Genomic DNA, 13,214 nt, shown 5'->3' on the forward strand with positions numbered 1-13,214 from the left:
TGAATTAAAAGTTCTTTACACGACCCTGCCGCACCGTTCCCGACCGGAAGCCCTGTAGAGATTCGACCCGCCCCCGGGTCACAGAATTTTTTATTTATATTTCGTCGGTTTTTTGTTATGCCAGCGGTCTCCCATAAGTGCCGTAATTCTTGAATGGCATTCATGACAGAGTGCTTCAAGGTTATCTTCTCTGTGTGTTCCTCCCCAAGAGAGTGGCGTGCGGTGATGCACCTCTGTTGCTTTGGTATAACGTCCTTCTTTTAAGCACTCCTCACACAAGGGGTGCGCTGCAATGTAGCGGTTCCGGATACGCTTCCAAGCATGACCGTACTTTCGCTTTGCGTTTTTATCGCGGTTATATTTTTCGTAGTCACGGTTATATTTCTTTTCGTGTTCTTCGCAGAACCGGCCGTCCGTGAGATTCGGACAGCCGGGATAAGAACACGGTTTTTTTGGTTTTCTTGGCAATCCGCACCTCCTTTTTGGCATGAAAAAAGCTCCTCGGGGATTTCTCCCTTTGGAGCTTTCGTTTTATATTTTTCCTGACTATATATTACCACGTCAGGGCATGTGGCATGTTGTTGCAAAGTGTTGTAAAACGTGCGTTATTCCAGCTCAATCGGACATTTGGGCATCTTAAAGTGCTGCAGGGCACGTCCATGCCATCTCCAGACTGTTGTGCGGTCAGCATGCAGTGTTTCGCCGATTGCTTCCCATGTCATACCATCCATGTAGCGGTACTTAAGCACGAGTCTCTCGTCGATATTTTTCACCGTTGCAATCGCATCTTTGATCTGTTCTTTAAGGTCATAAAGTATCGACAGCTCATCAGCAATGCGTTCTTCGATCTCCCACGCTTTTTCCAGCACGCGGATAAATGGTGCATCGATAGAATGAGTGGTTTGAATGGGATCCTCCCGGTAGCGAAGTCCTGAGACGCTTTCGGACATCTCCCGCAGATTTTTGACTTCCTCAATGTTTGCATTAATTCTCTGGTCAAGGCGGTAGGCTTGGCGCAGATATTCTTTTGGTGTCAGCATTTTTATTCCTCCGTGAAAACAAGTGATGGTTTCCCTCGGATTGACGGAGGTTGACTCTGATTGTCTTAGATTTACTTGGATTGTCCTAAGGTTGCCTTGACCGCATCAATTAAGGCTGCCTGCGTTTTGTCTTTGTTTTTCAGTACCGTGAGGATATGTTCATCAATGGTGTTCTTACATACGATATGAGAAATCACTACGGTGGCAGATGTTTGCCCTTGCCGCCAGAGCCTTGCGTTGGTTTGACTGTATTGTTCCAAGCTCCAAGGAAGCGAAAACCATACAAGCGTTGAGCCGCCGGCTTGAAGGTTAAGCCCGTGTCCTGCTGATGCGGGGTGAATCAGCCCGACAGCGACCTTGCCTTCATTCCATGCTTGGATGGAGTCTGCCTTATCGAGCTTTCGGTAGTTCACCTTGAGCTTCTTGAGCCTATCTTCGATACGCGTTAGGTCGTGCTTGAAGTTATAGGCGACAAGAAGTGGCTTGCCGTTTGCCGCTTCAACCATGTCTTCCAAAGCGTCGAGCTTATGATCATGGAGATGAACGACTTTCCCATCATCGGCATAGATCGCACCGTTTGCCATCTGAGTGAGCTTTCCGGTGAGAACGGCGGCATTGGCGGCCGTGATTTCATCTTCTTTGACTGACAGCACCAGTTCCTTTTTCAGCTTCTCATAGTCAGCGTATTCACAGTCGGTCATTTCGACTTCGTGCGTGACGCTGATAAGCTCGGGCATCTTCAGGAAGTCTTTTGCCTTCATGGAAATGGTGATATCTGATATTGCTCGATAGATGGCCGCCTCTGCTTCCGGCTTTGGCTTGTAGGAAAAGATGACCTGCCCGTTTCGAGCGTCCGGGACAAAGTAACGCTCCCGGTAGTGAGAGATGAAGCGTCCGAGCCGTTTTCCCATATCGAGGAGCTTGAACTCCGCCCAAAGATCCATGAGCCCGTTTGCCGCAGGCGTACCTGTAAGTCCCACGATGCGTTTTATCTTGGGACGAACTTTCATGAGAGCCTTGAAGCGTTTGGCCTTATGATTCTTGAAAGAAGAGAGTTCATCGACCACAACCGTGTCAAAGGAAAAAGGAAGTCCGGATTCTTCAATGAGCCAGGAGAGGTTCTCCCGGTTGATGATGGTGATGTCTGCGCCCTGAAGAAGCGCGGCTTTTCTCTCTGTTGGCGTTCCGACGGCGACCGCATAAGTCAGCATGGAGAGGTGATCCCATTTCTTGATCTCGGATGGCCACGTTTCTCTTGCGACTCGAAGTGGGGCTACGATTAAAATGCGGTGAGCCTCAAAGCGGTCAAAGAGAAGGTCAAGAATGGCACTAAGGCTGATGACCGTCTTGCCTAAGCCCATATCCAAAAGGACGGCAGAAACATCGTGCTCTTCAATATAGCGGGTGGCGTATTTCTGGTAGTCGTGGGCTATGAACTTCATCTGGCATCACCTCCAATCTGTATGAGTATTTCCTCGATTTGTTCTTTGTTGTCTAAGACGAAAACCTGAAAGCCTAAATTTCTTAGTTGCCTGTGCCTTGCCAGCTGTAGAGCTCGTGGCTTTTTGCCGGGAGCTTTTACCTCGACAAAACCGATATGGCCGTTAGGTAGAAGCACGAGCCGATCCGGCATGCCGTCAAAGCCGGGACAAACAAGTTTTAAACACAATCCACCTCTGGATTTAGCGGCTTTGACAAGTTTTTGTTCGATTGATTTTTCATTCATCACTTTCTCCGTTTCGTTAAACACGTAAGCCGTCAGGCGATAAATCTGATATTTCAAGGCAAGGAGCGATTTTTCCTGCTGCTTCATCAGGGATGGGTATGGAGGGCGATGGAGGCCACGTAACATATTTATATTTTTCAAAATCATCACTACATATAGATGAGTTGATTTTTATTTGTGCGATAGATATAAATGGCTTCCATTGCCTTCCATAAAACCACGAAACTTATTGATATAACTGGGTTTTCTCGTGTTTTTGAATTTAGAATCGTCCTCCATTAAGAACACCGTTTTGTTTCAGGTGAAGCCCTATCCATATGTTGCCTTCAGCGGTTTTTTGCCAAGTAAAACCTTGTGCTATCAGAACTCGCTTAAAATCAGCAGAGCTTCTTTTGTATTCACCGATCTCATCACAGTGCTCACGGTACTTCTCATAAAGCTCACCCGCTTTTTGGGTAGCTGTTTTTTCTTCCTCGCAGCAATCACTTAAGAAATGGCTGATCCAGTTGTTTTCTTCACGGTAAGCATTCATGGCATCTTTGACGCATTTTGGTGGGACAAGTTTGTAGTCGGCATCAATGTATTTCTTTGCTCCCGCAATCATCCACGAGAGGATTGCCCCGCCGCATCGCTCGGACAGCACCTTGGCATAGTTCTTAATTTCTCCCTTGGCACCCCTGAAATTTGCCTTTAGAGGAATAACGATCAGGCGGTCCCAGGTGCCTTTGTCGATGGTCCCGACTTTGGGCAGATGGTTGGTATAAAGCACCGTCGTATGCGTCGGGATAAAGTTAAAAGGTGCTTCAAATTTTTTCTCAGCATGGATGGGATCTGTGCTGGAGAGATTTTTCAAAGAGCCTGAGTCGAGCCTTTTCCCTTCGGGTAGCTCGGCTGCGAGAATAAGCCTCTTGTTGTGTGTCTCGGCAAGCTCCGCACCTTTGTTCTTGGTCGGCTTTACGGTTAACAGCTCGGCGGAGATGGTACCGGCGTAGTCTCCTAAAACATAGAACTTGGCGTTATTGAAGGTGGATTTACCGTTTCCGCCCTCACCGTACTGGATCACAAGGTTCTCATTTAAGACTTCTCCGATGCACTCTACACCGGATTCCAGCTGCAGGTAATCTTCGAGAGCCTTGTCTTTGCAGGTGAAGTCACGAAGGAACCGGAGCCATTCGTCCATACCTTTGTCATTTGGTGATACAGCACAAATTTTGGTGCAATAGTCCTTCGGATCATGCGTCCGCAGTTTTCCTGTGCGAAGATCCACTGTCCCGTCCGGTGTATTTAAGAGAAAACCGTCTTGATCAAGCCTTTTCACATCGACTTGCACCATCGGTTTCAGTTCGGTGATGGTTGCCTTGATGTTGGAGGATTTCCTGCGGCTTAAGACAAACTTGTAGAAGGCTTCCGCTTTTTCCTGTGCCTCTTCGCTTTCCGCTTCGTTCACCATTTTCCACGCAAGGCAGAGCTGCTTATGGGTAAATCCCTGCAGCGCTTTCTGCACTAAGAGGTCATCGTCTTTCCAGACCTTTCCCGTGAAATAATAGAGACCGAGACCTTTGACATAGATGACCTTGTCAGTAGCCGCTTCGAGAAAGGCTTTTGCCTGTCCGACATCAGTAAAGTCAGACGGAATGAGACTTTCTTCGAATTCCATGCTGTTGTATTCGGCAGGCGAGATATAGTTTTTATCCGCTTTGATGGTGCTGTTGTAAAAACCGACTGCGCTGTTCCAGATGCTGGCGAGCTCTTCTTCGGAAAGGGGCGGTGTGCATTTTTTTGCTTCCTCAAGATAGGCTTCATGCGCTTTATTGTCATCGGTGCCATATTTCTTGAGCACCAGCCCGGCAAAATGGGACATGGTAGTGTTTCGCGCGCCTTCTGTGATCTTGGCATTGGCACGGCTCATAAATTCATCAATGCAAAAAGTACCATCGAAATATTCAACCTGTGGATTCTCAACACCAAAGAAGAAACGTGCTGCATCGAGAGCACCATCATCGAAGGCGGGAAACCTTGCCCGCACTTTTTTCTTAAGGCGGTTATATAGCTTCGCATCGCTTATGGAAGTTTTCAAAGGAAAGTAGATGTGAAACTTGGGACGCGCGGCTTTTCCGTCCTTTTCCTTCATGTTATTTCGGGAATAAACCACAAAAAAGCGCACGTCAGGATATGCTGTTTGAACGTCTTTCGGAGTCTTCCACTCAGCAGGCGGAATATCTGAAGCTAATGGATCGGATGAAACATTGTCGCAGTCCAGCGGCAGGCAGTCGGATTCTTGAAACGTTTTATTGCTCCGGTAACCTTTGATAAACTTCTTGCGCTGGTTATAGCCGTCCTTGTAAATCGCACAGACATGATCAAAGGCAGCGACCTTTTTCAGGTCGTCTGCCGTATTGATCTCTGCAGTAAAGGGATAGCTGGTATTTGTTTTCTTGCCGCGAACATTCGAATAGCTGATTCTCATTCTTCAACCTCCTTCAAGTCCTCGGTGAAACAGCGAACGTTTCGCCTGTGGTATTTGGCATATCCGATCTCTTTGGTCATGCCGAGAGAGGGTTTTCCAAATGCCCAAAGCTCGGTGCATTTGTCGATCAGGATTTGTCCGAAGAAAAGAGCCAGCTCACGTTCGCTTTTCTCATCCATAAACTGCGGATACATGAGATGAGGCACGATCGGGATAAAGCCCTGATCAACGGCAAAGCGGGCATAGCGCTTGGCGGCTTCGGTGTTTTTCTCAACATCTCCAGCATAAGGAGAGGCGATATAGACAAGGGGCATATAGGGATAGCGATGCGTCTTAAAGATTGCTTCATAGGCGGTAGGATCCGCGTAGCCTTCTGCGTTTTGATATAGGTTTTCCATCAGCGCACCTCCTGTTCAATCTGCGGATAAATGCCGTTATCTTTCAAAAGTTCGTAGAGGAACAGACGACCTTTTTGTGTCCACTTGGTATGAACCGAGGTATGCTCCTCATTTTTTGAATCCAGGTAGGGATAGGTCTGTGTTTTCGTATAACCACAGTCCGCATAGTCTTGGTAAAGAAGCCAGATGTTTCCCTGCTTAAACTGCACGCCCAGCTCGTGGAGAAGCTTGTTCATCCGTTTGGCGCTCATGCCGTAGTCTTTGGCAATGACCGATATGTTGACCGCATCCTTGCACCGAAGGACGATGTCACAGTAGCTTGCCTTTGGCTGAAGTTCTGCGATCTGCTGCTTCTGAATCGCTGTGGTTACTTCCAATGTTTTGGACTTTTCACGCTCTGCTTTAAGCTCAAGCAAAGCCGAGATGAGCATGTCTGGATCTTTGAGCAGTTCCTTGGTGGCATAAACACCATGCTTTCTGATAGCGGGAAGAACCTCGGCGGTTACCCAGCGTTTGAACTTTTTTGCCTTGGGCATGTGGCTTGAAAGAATAAGAGAGTAAAGACCGGACTCGTTGATGAGTTTTGTGTCTTGCTCCCCGCCTAAGGGGTGAACGATTCGTTCAGTCCTTGCGTCCTCATCATCGACATGGTCACGCAGTGCCTTTTGCGGATTGCTGTAACCTAAGATCTCAGCGACATCTTTGCCGACAAAATAGGGCACACCATCAATGGTGGTTGTTCGGATTTCACCGAACTCGTTGTTTTGAAATACCTGTAACTCGTTCATATAAAAACCTCCGTTTCTACAGCTGGAGGGAGCACCATTGCTGCCCTCATCTCTTCCTGAAGAAACGGAGATGGTTTGGACGAACTTTTTAGAGAAAATAAAAAGCATGCCACTGCTCAGATTGCTAAAACCGCAAAAGGGGATAGCGAAAAGTGACACCCTTGAAAACTCAATAACAAAGTGTTATTGAGCAGCATCGCTCTCATAGAGTGAACGAAAAGTTCACTCCCTTAAAACAATCTCGACTACCGTTTTGGTAGCCGAGACTTTTTAATCTTTCTTGTAAAACTCGCACTCATAGCCATCGGCATTGAGCGGCAAGCCTTCAGCCCACGGCGGCGTGCGGCTCATCTGTTCACAGACTGCATCAAGGGACATACGAGGATCGGCTTCAATCACGATCTCATCATGGATATGCATAACAATCGAGCAGTTATGAAGTGTCTGCATGGCATAAGCCAAGATGTCACGAGCGGTTGCCTGCACGATGTTTTCCACGAACTTTGGACCGTAGGAGTCAATGCGATCCCATTTCTTTCCGGTGATGACACCCTCATAGGTGACGCAGGGAGATCCGAAGCGGTTCTCACCGAGCTTTGGTTTTACGTAAGCTAAGGCTCTTCCGGAGGGCAGCATGATGAAGAGCATGCCGGAACGGCAGCGAAAGGTAAGACCGTGTGTTTTGGTGACTTTCTTATGGCGGACAGCTTCAAGGACGGCACGATCCACGTCCCACCAGAATTTGACGATGTTCGGATTGGCAGATCTCCACGCATCAACGATGGGTTTTAATTCTTCTTCGGAAAGTCCCATCTCAAGCGCGCCCATTGCCTTCAGTGCGCCGACCGAGCCGCCATAGCCACAGGCCAGTGTTGCTATTTTCCCTTTTTGGCGTAGTTCTCCATTGATACCGTGTTTAACGACGGGTACTCCGAACATGCGGGATGCCGTCTCACAGTAGAGGTCTTTGCCTTCGCGGAAAGCATCAAGCGTGTCGGTTTGCCCGGCATACCATGCGATGACTCTCGCTTCAATGGCGGAATAGTCAGAAACGATGAACTTATGATTTGTCCTTGGGATAAAGGCGGTGCGCACCAGCTGGGATAAGGTATCCGGCACATCGTCATAGAGGAGTTTCACGGCTTCAAAGTCGCCGAACTTTACCAAAGTACGCGCCGCATCCAAGTCGGGCAGGTGGTTTCTGGGGAGATTTTGCATTTGCACGAGTCTTCCTGCCCAGCGCCCTGTGCGGTTGGCCCCGTAAAACTGAAACATGCCACGAACTCTGCCATCTTTACAGGCGGCATTGTGCATCGTCTGATATTTCTTAACAGAGGATTTGGCCATCTGGCTGCGAAGCACAAGAGCATCCCGCAGCTTAGGCGGTGCGGTTTGAATCAGTTCTGCGACTTGCTTTTTGCCGAGCGACTCCGTGGGCATACCGTTTTGGGCAAGCCAGTCTTTCATCTGAACGACCGAATTCGGATTCTCCAAGTTGGTGATGGCTTTCATCTTGGTGATGAGCTCATCCTTTGAGCGCCTGTCCATCTCAACGGCTGCATTCGCTAAAGTAAGATCTACTTTCACGCCGCGGTCGTTAATCTCCTGATCAATGGCGTATTCGTCCCAGAGAAAATCCGGCACAGGGTAATTTTTGAGCCTCTCTTTGATGGAAAGTTCCACCTCGACATCGCGCTTGTTGTAGGCCTTGAAGGTTTTCCACTTGTCCGGTGCATCAGAGGGAAGATGTCGTTTTTCAGTTTGCCTGTCCGGCATGCAGAAATAGCGGATGAGGTCTTTACCTTCTTTCATCTTTTGATTTTGAAGGCCGAGTACTGCACCGACACCTTCCAGTGATAGTGGAAGACCCAAAGTTGCTGCCCAGACCATCGAACAGCGCCAAGAGGCGGGATTAAGAAATCTTGCCATCTCTGTTGAAAGCGGATGATGGTCATGAAAGGGATCAAGGCTTATGCCGATATACGATAGATAGCGAGATAAACAGACTCGTTCAAAGTTTGCGTTATATGCCCATTTGATGATGCGATTATCTGTTAGTGCATCGAGGATTTTATCCGGGATTTCTTCTCCCTGAGCAAGGTCGACGACCTGAACTTCATCGCCATCGATCGAGCAGCCGAAGAGCAGAATGTTAAAATCAGGCGACTGCACATACTTATATACGCCTGATTTTGCGAGGTCAACGGACGAAAATGACTCTATATCAATGCTAAGTGTTTTCAAAATTTCACCTCCTAAATAGGCAGAAAGGCAGACTGCATCTCCAGTCTGCCTCTCCGCATCATTTGCTTTTAACGGGTTGTGGTGTCGTTTTTTTTCTTCTCGCGCTTTTCAAGCCTTGCAATGAGCACGTTGGCAAAGGCGGCACCGAAGGTGAATCCGACAGCCATCGATAAGATGAGCTGGCACATGAAATCAAGTAGATTTGTCATGGCGCACCTCTTAGCTCAAGAAGTCATCGTCATCATCGGTTGCAAAGTCATCTGCGGCAGAAGCATGACCGCCGAGCGGCTCGCCGTCACGGATTTTCTGCAGGTTGTTGAGACCACAGGCGATGCCGCGGTTTCCGTTGGAGTTGAACGCATAAAAATTGATAGATGCTCGGCCGTAAACGCCTGAGTAGACCTCTGAGCTGTCGATGATTTCGTTTCGGTCGGCATCGACGATGCCCGGCTTGGTGGTGGAGTTGGCGTTTACAAAGTAGCTGTTTGCATAGGCTTCATCGTCCGGACGTTCAGCATCTCCATCACGAAGCGGCGTTTTGATTGCCGCAAGTGCGGGTACCGAGCGGCCGTTTCCTTTGAGTTTGGCTTCACCTTCCTTGTAGGCGGCTTCGATGGCAGCTTTGATTTTCCCTAAAGTGACGGTATCGGACTTGGGGATAATGAGCGAAACGCTGTACTTCGGTGTGCCGCCGTTGATGGATTTTGGCTGCCACACGTTGGCATAACTCCAACGAGTGTCTTTTCCTGTGATAACCTTCATCGGGTTTGTAAATTTTGACATTTAATTTTCCTCCTTAAAATCTTCTTTTGCTGAATTCATGGCCGGACGTTTATCGGACTCCGGCACGAGGGTTGGTTTTCCTTGCGGCTTTTCAATTAAGCCTTCAAGCAGCTCCTCAAAGCGGTTTTTGCCTAAGAGCTTGGTCATAGCGGTGATGCCGAGGAGCTTTTCCTCATAAGGATTAAAGCCTGCATCGGATACCTTCTTTGCGACGGCATCTTCGTTTACGTATTTACGGTTGCTTCTTCCTGCGACGAGCTTATATCCGTGCCACTCTTTTCCTGCCACTGCACGTGTCAGGGCATAGGCCTTGATGTCTTCCGCCCAGCTTGTAAGTTCATCAAGAAGAGGCAAAATCGCTTCAATGTCCGCATCCGTTAGAGTCGGCGGAAGGGCAAAGTCATATCTCGCCAGTGCAAGATTGGCTTCCGCTCTGGCTCGGCAGTCGGCCTTTGCCTTGCAGAAGCGGCAATGTTCGCCGGCTGTAAAGTCGCCTTTACCTTCGGCGGCAAGTTCCGCCTTTGGTTTGAGTGTGTTCTCTGCCCAGTCCAGCAGATCCGATGCTTTCATCTCAAAGACGGATACGTTGTCACGCCGTGGCTGAAAGATCGTCATCGATACGGTCTCAATGTCATAGAGCGCAGAAAACATCTCATAGGCCCCGAGGGCATAGCACATGAGCTGCGGATTATGATCGGCTTCAACGAGCACGCCCTGTCCATATTTGAGATCTGTGATGGAAAGCTTGCCGTCGGCGATGATGAGGGCATCGGCAGTACCAAAACCATCCGGTACATAGGTGGAAAAGTCCACACGCTGTTCCACCAGAACGATTGGATCAATCGTTGCCTTTTTAGCTTCGGCGACTTGCTCCAGCACGTAGCCGGCATAGGCATCGGTCGCTTCATCCATTTCCTCGTTAAAATAATCAAGATGCTCCGTCGGATCATCGGCTTTCCTGCCTAACGCTTTCAGCACCTTGTACTCGGCAAGAGCGTGCGCCGCGGTGCCTTCTTGTGCATAAGAGCTTGACGTGTCCTCATACTTTCCCGAAAGCAGAGCCGAGGGCGGACAGGCAAGCCAGCGATAGGCACTCGATGCGGAAAGCAGCGCATGTTTATTTGGCATGGAGCACCTCCGCATCACGAAGCAGTGCTTCGTAATTTTTCGGATCAACTTTAGAGAGCCTGTCCGCGCCGTACTTTTCGATCAGGGCGCGCACTTCTGCGGTGTGACCCGCACGGGAGATGTCCGCCAAGACGGCCCGCACGTCTTCAAGCTTCAGCTCCGGCTTTGGCGTTTCTGCAGGAACCGTCACTTCTTCCGGTGCCGTGCTGAACATCGCTTCCAGCTCGGCAGCGATATCGCTTAGCTGTTCGCTACAGGAATGTAGGTCGTCTATAACAGCTTTCATCTTTTTCATCTGTCCCATAGGGATTGCCTCCTTTCTTTGTCTGAATCAGTTTTCTTGTCAGGTCTTTGGTGATAATTGATATGGCAGAGAGCACTTCGATGAGTTCTTCTCTTGTCACACCCGGCACATTGCTTTGTGGTCTCATGGCTACCTCCTTTCCTTCGGGGCCTGCCGTTTTGCCCCTCTGTCCCTCCCTGAAGAAAGGGAGGGACGTTGGACGAAGGTTTAAGGTTTAGGAATAAGAGATGAGATCCAAAAGAAGGTCACGAAGCTCCGGATGCCGGCTTTTCAGCCGAGCAAAAAGCTGACGTTTTCGGTAGTTCAGTGTGGTGCGTTTGATGCCGAGGATTTCTGCCATGTCGCGCTCGGATTGACCGGCGACAACAAGACGGATGATTTGGCGCTCCTCGTCCGTGAGACCTGCGAAAATACGGCTGAGTTCTTCGTGCAAAGTTTTACGCGCAAGGACGCCTTCCGGTGAATACGCTTCCGATGCAGGAAGCACATCGGCGTAGGTAAGTGCGCTGTCTATTTGTACGGTGTCATGGATGGAGACAAACTTCCCGGCAGAACGAAATGGACAGCCGACGCATATGCCATCGCAGCGGTTGATGTTTGCCTTGGTGACGTGGCATTCGCCGTGATACTGCATCTTCATGCGGATACGGGCGCATTCGTTCTCGTAGTCTTTCTTGTGTTCAGGGCTTGTCTCGACCAGACCGAGACCGCGAATATAAATCTTTGATACATTTTGAGCTGCCATTTACAGACCTCCTTCATCTCGAATCCGAGACGGAGAAGGGCAAGGCAAAATGGGCGCAGTAAACAGACCACAAGCCCCGCGGAAATCTCCGCTCGGGGTTGTGACTGCGCTTGCGCATAACGAAGTCAGAAATATTTACTTGCCGGATGAGAACCGTGCGCCACCGTTGATCAGACGATGCAGCCACCCATCAGGACTCGGATGTTCCAAGAAGGAAGCATCCAAGATTTGCCAAATTGAGATTTGCAAATGCCAATATTCTGTTGTTTAATATGAAGATTTTTGGTATAATTTGCTTGTCTCTCAGTGGTCATACTCAATATACGAAATGGTTCATCTCGTATTTGGACACTCTTGGACAACGTTGGACAGTTTGGACAAAATCGGAAAGAGGGGTGATGAAGATGCTGTTCACAGAACTTTTGCATGCCATTCATCCGCACCTCATGAAAGATGCTGAGGTTCCGGACTTTATGAGAGATTTAATTCAAAGGTTTTGCGATATACCAGAGGAAGAATGGAGCACAAAAAAGGATCCATCTTCAGACTCACGGTATAAAGATGCATCCCTATATAAGTTTTATAAGCGTGGTATTTCAAAGAAACTTGCCAAAGCCATGCTCGGTAGGATGACAAAAGATAATTTTGTAAACTCTTTGGCGTATATCAACGAATATGATGAGGACGAGTCCTTACTCAATGCTTTAGCCGAGGACGTCCAGCCATTCACTGACAAAAAAGTCACAAGGGCTAACGTGGCAGAGGTGATCTTTGACCTCATCAAGGAGTCTTTGGAATTTATCGTTAATCCTGAGCTTGAAAATGACCGCAAGATGGCAAAGGCTAATATGACATCCGAGCGGGCAAAGAAAAAATACGGTGCCACGCTCTTGGAAGACTGCAAGCACACTTGCTCAAAGCCTGGTTGTTCCAAACATCTTCAAACAGTGGCGGATGATCATCAAAGCAAAGATGACTACTGCGTTGCTCATATTTCCGGCAATAAAAACTGCTATGAAAACCTGATTCCGCTTTGCCATGACTGCTTTCAGTCTTACAGTCTAAAACATACTCAAGCCGACGAAAAAGAGCTGCAAAAGATAAAACAGCTGCAGGTCCAGACAAATAATGCCCGCACCACGCTTCGCGGAACGGACATAGAAAAAGGCATCAGGCGTGTATTGGAAAACCTTAGTCGAGCCAAAGTCTCCGATTTTGCGGATTTAAACTATAACGCCATTACGGTGACAAAAAAGATAGATCAGGATGCGGATTATTTTCTTTTAGATGAGGTAATGCGAAATGTCACGCGTTACTACCTTTTCATAGAAAAGAACATGAAACAACTGGTCAAGCAGGAAGTCTTCAGCGACGAGCTACTTAGGGCACAAATCAAAGTGTCCTACCAAAAGCTCGCGAAAAAGAATCTGCCGGCGGAGCTGATTTATCAGTTGTTGGCAGAACGCCTGCAAAGCATTACGAAACAGGATGTTCGCTATTGCTACATCGTGATTTCGTATTTTATACAGTCTTGTGAGGTATTCGATGCTCTTACCAAATAAATTATTTTCATACGAAGAGAGTGCATTGC

15 protein-coding genes are annotated in these 13,214 nt (G+C 48.3%); 1 reads left to right on the top strand and 14 read right to left on the bottom strand.

Going from position 1 to position 13,214, the window contains the following annotated elements; translation table 11 throughout:
* Nucleotides 1-90: 90 nt before the first annotated feature.
* The 14 genes from BQ5371_RS03510 to BQ5371_RS03565 form a co-directional block, all read right to left on the bottom strand.
* A complete protein-coding gene (locus BQ5371_RS03510; RefSeq protein WP_331462931.1) occupies nucleotides 91-489 on the bottom strand; it encodes an HNH endonuclease signature motif containing protein in 399 nt (132 codons plus the stop codon).
* Between the two features lie 116 nt (nucleotides 490-605).
* On the bottom strand, nucleotides 606-1,040 hold the full coding sequence (locus tag BQ5371_RS03515) for a DUF1492 domain-containing protein (protein ID WP_071132552.1): 435 nt from the start codon (nucleotides 1,038-1,040) through the stop codon (nucleotides 606-608).
* Between the two features lie 71 nt (nucleotides 1,041-1,111).
* Entirely contained in the window at nucleotides 1,112-2,482 is a 1,371-nt protein-coding gene (locus BQ5371_RS03520) for a DEAD/DEAH box helicase (protein WP_071132553.1), read from the bottom strand.
* Complete coding sequence (locus tag BQ5371_RS03525; protein WP_331462932.1) at nucleotides 2,479-2,907, bottom strand: PDDEXK family nuclease; 429 nt, start codon at nucleotides 2,905-2,907, stop codon at nucleotides 2,479-2,481. Before BQ5371_RS03525 ends, BQ5371_RS03520 begins: the two co-directional genes overlap by 4 nt.
* A gap of 121 nt (nucleotides 2,908-3,028) precedes the next feature.
* On the bottom strand, nucleotides 3,029-5,233 hold the full coding sequence (locus BQ5371_RS03530) for a phage/plasmid primase, P4 family (protein ID WP_071132554.1): 2,205 nt from the start codon (nucleotides 5,231-5,233) through the stop codon (nucleotides 3,029-3,031).
* Complete coding sequence (locus BQ5371_RS03535) at nucleotides 5,230-5,631, bottom strand: DUF7768 domain-containing protein (RefSeq protein ID WP_019133512.1); 402 nt, start codon at nucleotides 5,629-5,631, stop codon at nucleotides 5,230-5,232. The genes BQ5371_RS03530 and BQ5371_RS03535 overlap by 4 nt, the downstream gene beginning before the upstream one ends.
* Nucleotides 5,631-6,419, bottom strand: coding sequence for a phage antirepressor (locus BQ5371_RS03540; RefSeq protein ID WP_071132555.1), 789 nt, complete (start codon nucleotides 6,417-6,419; stop codon nucleotides 5,631-5,633). Before BQ5371_RS03540 ends, BQ5371_RS03535 begins: the two co-directional genes overlap by 1 nt.
* Nucleotides 6,420-6,689: 270 nt before the next feature.
* On the bottom strand, nucleotides 6,690-8,663 hold the full coding sequence (locus tag BQ5371_RS03545; RefSeq protein WP_071132556.1) for a DNA polymerase: 1,974 nt from the start codon (nucleotides 8,661-8,663) through the stop codon (nucleotides 6,690-6,692).
* 68 nt (nucleotides 8,664-8,731) lie between these two features.
* Nucleotides 8,732-8,872, bottom strand: a complete 141-nt coding sequence (locus tag BQ5371_RS07005) for a hypothetical protein (RefSeq protein WP_157885024.1) — start codon at nucleotides 8,870-8,872, stop codon at nucleotides 8,732-8,734.
* 10 nt (nucleotides 8,873-8,882) lie between these two features.
* Entirely contained in the window at nucleotides 8,883-9,446 is a 564-nt protein-coding gene (locus BQ5371_RS03550; RefSeq protein ID WP_071132557.1) for a DUF2815 family protein, read from the bottom strand.
* Nucleotides 9,447-10,574, bottom strand: a complete 1,128-nt coding sequence (locus tag BQ5371_RS03555; RefSeq protein ID WP_071132558.1) for a DUF2800 domain-containing protein — start codon at nucleotides 10,572-10,574, stop codon at nucleotides 9,447-9,449. It lies immediately after the preceding gene.
* The gene (locus tag BQ5371_RS03560; protein WP_071132559.1) at nucleotides 10,564-10,878 is read right to left on the bottom strand and encodes a DNA ligase; all 315 of its coding nucleotides are present in this window, start codon (nucleotides 10,876-10,878) and stop codon (nucleotides 10,564-10,566) included. The genes BQ5371_RS03555 and BQ5371_RS03560 overlap by 11 nt, the downstream gene beginning before the upstream one ends.
* Nucleotides 10,826-11,005: a hypothetical protein gene (locus BQ5371_RS06945; protein ID WP_135354787.1), complete on the bottom strand. Its 180-nt coding sequence runs from the start codon at nucleotides 11,003-11,005 to the stop codon at nucleotides 10,826-10,828. The genes BQ5371_RS03560 and BQ5371_RS06945 overlap by 53 nt, the downstream gene beginning before the upstream one ends.
* 87 nt (nucleotides 11,006-11,092) lie before the next feature.
* Nucleotides 11,093-11,623: a LuxR C-terminal-related transcriptional regulator gene (locus BQ5371_RS03565; protein WP_071132560.1), complete on the bottom strand. Its 531-nt coding sequence runs from the start codon at nucleotides 11,621-11,623 to the stop codon at nucleotides 11,093-11,095.
* A 398-nt stretch (nucleotides 11,624-12,021) separates the two neighbouring features.
* Here BQ5371_RS03565 and BQ5371_RS03570 point away from each other — a divergent pair, with 398 nt between their 5' ends.
* Entirely contained in the window at nucleotides 12,022-13,185 is a 1,164-nt protein-coding gene (locus BQ5371_RS03570) for an ABC-three component system protein (RefSeq protein WP_040430573.1), read from the top strand.
* The last annotated feature ends 29 nt before the right edge of the window (nucleotides 13,186-13,214 follow it).

The organism is Alterileibacterium massiliense, from assembly GCF_900104645.1.
In the GTDB taxonomy this organism is placed as follows: domain Bacteria; phylum Bacillota; class Clostridia; order Peptostreptococcales; family Anaerovoracaceae; genus Alterileibacterium; species Alterileibacterium massiliense.

Coding starts and splice junctions, on each gene's coding strand:
- BQ5371_RS03510 (WP_331462931.1), bottom strand. CDS start 489: ATGCCAAAAAGGAGGTGCGGATTGCCAAGAAAACCAAAAAAACCGTGT.
- BQ5371_RS03515 (WP_071132552.1), bottom strand. CDS start 1,040: ATGCTGACACCAAAAGAATATCTGCGCCAAGCCTACCGCCTTGACCAG.
- BQ5371_RS03520 (WP_071132553.1), bottom strand. CDS start 2,482: ATGAAGTTCATAGCCCACGACTACCAGAAATACGCCACCCGCTATATT.
- BQ5371_RS03530 (WP_071132554.1), bottom strand. CDS start 5,233: ATGAGAATCAGCTATTCGAATGTTCGCGGCAAGAAAACAAATACCAGC.
- BQ5371_RS03535 (WP_019133512.1), bottom strand. CDS start 5,631: ATGGAAAACCTATATCAAAACGCAGAAGGCTACGCGGATCCTACCGCC.
- BQ5371_RS03540 (WP_071132555.1), bottom strand. CDS start 6,419: ATGAACGAGTTACAGGTATTTCAAAACAACGAGTTCGGTGAAATCCGA.
- BQ5371_RS07005 (WP_157885024.1), bottom strand. CDS start 8,872: ATGACAAATCTACTTGATTTCATGTGCCAGCTCATCTTATCGATGGCT.
- BQ5371_RS03550 (WP_071132557.1), bottom strand. CDS start 9,446: ATGTCAAAATTTACAAACCCGATGAAGGTTATCACAGGAAAAGACACT.
- BQ5371_RS03555 (WP_071132558.1), bottom strand. CDS start 10,574: ATGCCAAATAAACATGCGCTGCTTTCCGCATCGAGTGCCTATCGCTGG.
- BQ5371_RS03560 (WP_071132559.1), bottom strand. CDS start 10,878: ATGGGACAGATGAAAAAGATGAAAGCTGTTATAGACGACCTACATTCC.
- BQ5371_RS06945 (WP_135354787.1), bottom strand. CDS start 11,005: ATGAGACCACAAAGCAATGTGCCGGGTGTGACAAGAGAAGAACTCATC.
- BQ5371_RS03565 (WP_071132560.1), bottom strand. CDS start 11,623: ATGGCAGCTCAAAATGTATCAAAGATTTATATTCGCGGTCTCGGTCTG.
- BQ5371_RS03570 (WP_040430573.1), top strand. CDS start 12,022: ATGAAGATGCTGTTCACAGAACTTTTGCATGCCATTCATCCGCACCTC.